4 protein-coding genes are annotated in these 4803 nt (G+C 43.4%); 3 read left to right on the top strand and 1 reads right to left on the bottom strand.

The genetic code is table 11. The features are described 5' to 3' along the window. The first annotated feature begins 346 nt into the window (after positions 1–346). Entirely contained in the window at positions 347–1015 is a 669-nt protein-coding gene (locus tag ACUVJL_RS39555) for a hypothetical protein (RefSeq protein WP_445250814.1), read from the top strand. A 454-nt stretch (positions 1016–1469) separates the two neighbouring features. On the opposite strand, the gene ACUVJL_RS39550 is transcribed toward ACUVJL_RS39555, so the two are convergent. Next, complete coding sequence (locus ACUVJL_RS39550; protein ID WP_445250813.1) at positions 1470–2678, bottom strand: CapA family protein; 1209 nt, start codon at positions 2676–2678, stop codon at positions 1470–1472. A 171-nt stretch (positions 2679–2849) separates the two neighbouring features. Between ACUVJL_RS39550 and ACUVJL_RS39545 the strand changes: the two genes are divergently transcribed. Then, positions 2850–3827 (top strand): hypothetical protein, encoded by a 978-nt coding sequence (locus ACUVJL_RS39545; RefSeq protein ID WP_445250812.1) that lies wholly within the window; start codon positions 2850–2852, stop codon positions 3825–3827. Positions 3828–3905: 78 nt separating this feature from the next. After that, positions 3906–4466: a Uma2 family endonuclease gene (locus tag ACUVJL_RS39540; protein ID WP_445250811.1), complete on the top strand. Its 561-nt coding sequence runs from the start codon at positions 3906–3908 to the stop codon at positions 4464–4466. Positions 4467–4803: the final 337 nt, after the last annotated feature.

The raw sequence follows: 4803 nt of genomic DNA, 5'->3' as shown, positions 1-4803 counted from the left end.
CTTGGATGGAAAGATGTAAAATTTTGGTGAAGAACTTTGAGAGAAGTTTGACAGCGGCGACTGCCAAGCTCAACCTTTGTTTTATTAGGCTGATGATTAGAAGGCTTGCACCCTCTTCTTAGATGTCAAATGGGTTCTATACAGCCGTTTTGGGACAGTGATGATGACAAGTTGGGCACATCCAACCGCCATTGAACGTTTCCTGCACAATCGCCTTGCCTTCCTTGTTTCACGTTATTGGGATTTGGTTGCATCCGTCTTCCGCTTTCAAGTTCAGCGAAATGTTTCTGGAAAAAGCCAAGCCGCCCAGGATCGCATCAAACTTGTACAACCAGACTAAAAACTATTGCATGATTTACGTTCAGCCACACCGGTTGCGCCTGAGGATTACTATCCGTTTATTGCAGAAGGAAAAATCTTGCCCCACTGTGCAGAATTATCGGGTTTTTCGCCAGAAGCAGTAAAGTTGAAAAATGGTTGCGAAATTCCCTGCGATTTAGTCGTTCTATCTTTGGGTTCGCAAACGCCGATTTTTCCATTTTTGCCTGATAAATATCGAAAAATGTTGGAAACCGAACCCGATGGCGTGCAGTTATATCGCCACTTGCTTCATCCTCGCATTCCTGGCATTGCCTTTGCCGGATTCAATCATGGATTTATGCACGTGGCAGGTGTCGAGGTCGCCGCACAATGGCTGTGTGCTTACTTGCGTGGTGAACTTGAGTTACCTTCCACCGAGAATATGGAAAAAAGTATTGAATATATCCGCCAGTGGAAACGCGCAAATATTGCATTTGAACCTTCGCGGTCCTGTGGGAGCAACGCTCGCTTCCAACAATATATTGACATCCTGCTTAAAGATATGGGTGTTTCTCCTTATCGAAAATTGCCTAACATTTTCGCTGAGATATTCGGCAGATATGAAGCATCAGATTATCGTGGGGTATCGGAAGAATATAATCACAAACAGAAAAGTCGCTCTACTCCACTACACCCTTTGCCGTTGGATACATGATTGCTTCCAAAGCTTACCAGGGGTCAATTGAGCTCAATTCCGGTTGCACCGGAATTATTGTTGACTGTTGACTGTTGACTGTTGGCTGTTGACTGTTGACTGTCAGTCGAAAAACTGAATGATAGTTGAGTATTGACTCTTGATTCGGTTTTACAATTCAATGCTAGCGGAGTTGATATGACGCGCTATTCTGCTGCCCATTTCGTACTGATTGGAAAGGATATCCAAGCTTGGGTAAATTTATTTGCTGAAGATTCGGCATGATTGTTCGATCGTCCAAATCTAAGTTTTCTACCAAAAACTTGAGTAGATTTTGAGCATAATTGCTGATTGACAAATGCTTCCCTAGCTTAAGCTGTTACCTTAGCAATGGGCACTGCCTGGGGATACAAATCAATCTGCTCTGCCTCCAATTCCCATCACCAATGCCCAATGCCCAATTCCCCATGCCCAATTACTTTGATTTTTTCGGACTATTCAAAGAGTTAAGATGATTGTTCATATCCTGCAAATTTTTTGATAAAACAGGATACTGTGAAGTTGCTAGCAGTGCATCTTTTTTCTGGCTGACAGTTGTTTGTAAGGGCAAAACGCGATAGTTCGTTTTATTGTTCTGAGTATAGCGGTGTACCCAAGTCGGAATGGTTTTGATGCTGGTAATTTCTGTAGTTTTTTCGGGAAAGGTTTTGCGAATATTTACTTGCAAAATTACGCCTAAGTCTGTATAATTTTTATTCTGACCGGAAATGAAGTTTCCCATTGAATAAATTGCTACAGCTTTGCGGGTTTTCCCATTTTTGCCGGGGAACTTAAAAATTTTGTAAGGTTGGACGACGTGGGGATGGCTGCCCAGAATGATGTCTGCACCGGCTTTTAATAGGTTTTCCACTAATTGTTTTTGTTCGCTGTTTGGCTGTCGCTGATATTCATTGCCAAAATGCAGGGAAATTGCGATAATATCTGCTCCTTGTTTGCGGACTTTGGCAATGTCTTTGACTATCTTTTTTTCGTCTATTAGGGAAACTAAGTAATCTTTGCCTTTGGGTATGGGAATGCCGTTTGTGCCGTAGGTGTAGGCTAGCATGGCTAGTGAAATGTTGTTTTTGGTGCTGATTAAAGTACGATCGCCCGCAGCTTTCGATTCGGCTGTTCCTGTGTACGCAATTTGCCGATCGCTCAGATTGGCGATCGTCCTAATTACCCCTTTTTCTCCACGATCTAAAGCATGATTGTTCGCGGTTGTCAAGATATTAAATCCGGCTTTTTTAGCCGCATCCGCTAATTGAGCCGGTGCGTTAAATAAGGGATATCCCGTATATCCGCCCGCATCGGAGCCCGCTAAAGGTGTTTCGAGATTTCCCGTTACCCAATCGCCTGTTGATAGGATACTTTTAACTGGTGCGAAGAAACTGTCAAAATTGTATGTTTTCTTTTTTGCGTCGTAGCCCGATCGCGTTTGGGTACTGTGCATCATGATGTCGCCGACAGCAATTAGTTTTGCTTCTTTAATCTCAGACTTTGGTTGGGCGGGAACAGGGGCTGCAATTGGCGATCGACTTTGAGTACGCTGCGTGTTAGTTTGCTGGTTGATTTTTTGGGGTTGGATATTGCAGCTAGCCATTAAAAATGCAGCTATTACCGAGAGCGTCGGGGGAAATTTCATAATTTATCTATAGTAATTTATCGTGTTTATGGTATCATCAATAATCGCAATTTAGGCCGATTTTTTTTTGTGAACCACAGAGAACACAGAGAACACAGAGGAAAAGAAGAAAACAGAGATGTTCGCAAGTTTTGTTAGGATATCGATGGTTTGCTGGCTACAGGAGAAGGAATGTTTAAAAAATATTTGATTATTGGATTTATAATTTTTGCATCGGTTATCGGTTTAGGTACTTTGAGCTATGCTGAAAGTTCGGCAGATAAACCTTTTGAATTTGCTTTGATTGGCGATTTGCCCTACAGTGCCGAACAGGAAGCAAAATTTCCGAGTTTGATGGCAGATATCAATCGATCGCCCGCAGCGTTTGTAGTCCACGACGGCGACATTAAAAACGGTTCTAGTGTCTGCGATGATGCAACTTTTGTCAGCCGCAAGCAGTTATTTGACAATTTTGAAATGCCGTTTATTCTTGTTTATGGCGATAATGAATGGACGGATTGCCACCGTTCAAATAACGGCAGTTACGATCCAGTAGAAAGACTCGCTAAACTGCGAGAAATCTTCAGCCAAGGTAATCAAAGTTTGGGAAAGCGTACCTTAACTCTCACCCGTCAAAGCGAAAACCCGCAGTTTGCTAAATTCCGCGAAAATGTTCGCTGGATTTATCATGGCGTTGTGTTTTTCGCGATTAATATGCCGGGAAGCAACAACAATTTTGGCCGCACTCCGGAAGGAGATGCAGAATATGCCGATCGCAATTCAGCTAACTTAGCCTGGATCAAAGAATGTTTTGCTTTAGCCAAAGGCAGCAATAGCAAAGGAATTATGTTAGTTGCACAGGCTAATCCGGGATTTGAATTCGATCCGACGGACAAAAGAAGAAGTGGCTACAACGATTTTATCGCTACTCTGGAAACAGAAACAGGCAATTTCCCAGGGCAGGTTGTATTCGTCCACGGCGATACTCACTATTTCCGCATCGATAAACCTTTACCCCATTTTACCGATGAGACTCAACTACCGAGAATGAAAAATTTTACTAGAGTTGAAACTTTTGGTTCTCCAAACGTGCATTGGTTGCGGGCTTTTTATGACCCGCAAAATCCTAATTTGTTTGAGTTTAAGCAGCAGATTGTTCCGAAAAATTAGGCGAGGTAACACAAATTTTATGCAAAACAAATATTTTTTGGATTACACTGAATATAGGTAGAATTGAGGAATTTATTTATGACTATCGCAACTGGGCGCCTCACCCTTGAAGAATTTCTGAAACGGCCAGAAACCAAACCTGCCAGCGAATACATTGAGGGGGAGATTATCCAAAAACCGCTGCCGAATATAAAGCACAGCCGATTGCAATCCAAAGCCTGCAACGAAATTAATCAGGTGACGGAAACTCCAAAGATAGCTTATGCTTTTCCAGAGTTGCGGTGTACCTTTGGCGGTCGATCGATTGTTCCAGATATTGCGGTACTATTGTGGGAACAGATTCAATTTGATGACAGTGGCGAACCAGTAGATGATGTGCTAATTGCACCGTATTGGGCGATCGAAATCCTGTCGCCACAGCAAAGCTCAAATCGCGTAACTAGAAAAATTATTCACTGTCTTCAACATAATTGTCAGTTGGGGTGGCTGATCGATCCAGACGATCGATCTATTTTAGCATTTTTGCCCAACCAACAACCGCAATTCTGCGAAGGTAGCGATGTCGTTCCCGTGCCCGAAAAGATTCCCCTGAATATCACCGCCGAACAGGTGTTTAGCTGGTTGAGAATGCAAGAATGAATCAGGGCGATCGTCTTTTTTTACATCACATCCGGTTTTAAATCTCCTTTTCTTTAAAGTCTCGCGTTGCGCGGACGCAAGGCAAGTGTAGTTGCGGTTTTAAGCGCCGAACGATCGTAGGGGCGGGTTTCACAGACCATAATTGTCAATAATCGACCATATAGTAAACCCGCCCCCACCCAACGGTAAATCCCCATATAGCCTTTCTCAGTAACATGAGGTGCTCTCGCGGGCATAGGGCATAGGCCTCCGTGGGCATAGGGCATAGGCCTCCGTGGGCATAGGGCATAGGCATAGGACTCGCCCCCATACCTCACTTTCTTGAGAACCGCTATAT

This window comes from Microcoleus sp. OTE_8_concoct_300 (assembly GCF_031383065.1).
In the GTDB taxonomy this organism is placed as follows: Bacteria; Cyanobacteriota; Cyanobacteriia; order Cyanobacteriales; family Microcoleaceae; genus Microcoleus.
Note: the sequence above shows the minus strand (reverse complement) of the source record. Positions and strands in the feature narration are given on the sequence as shown.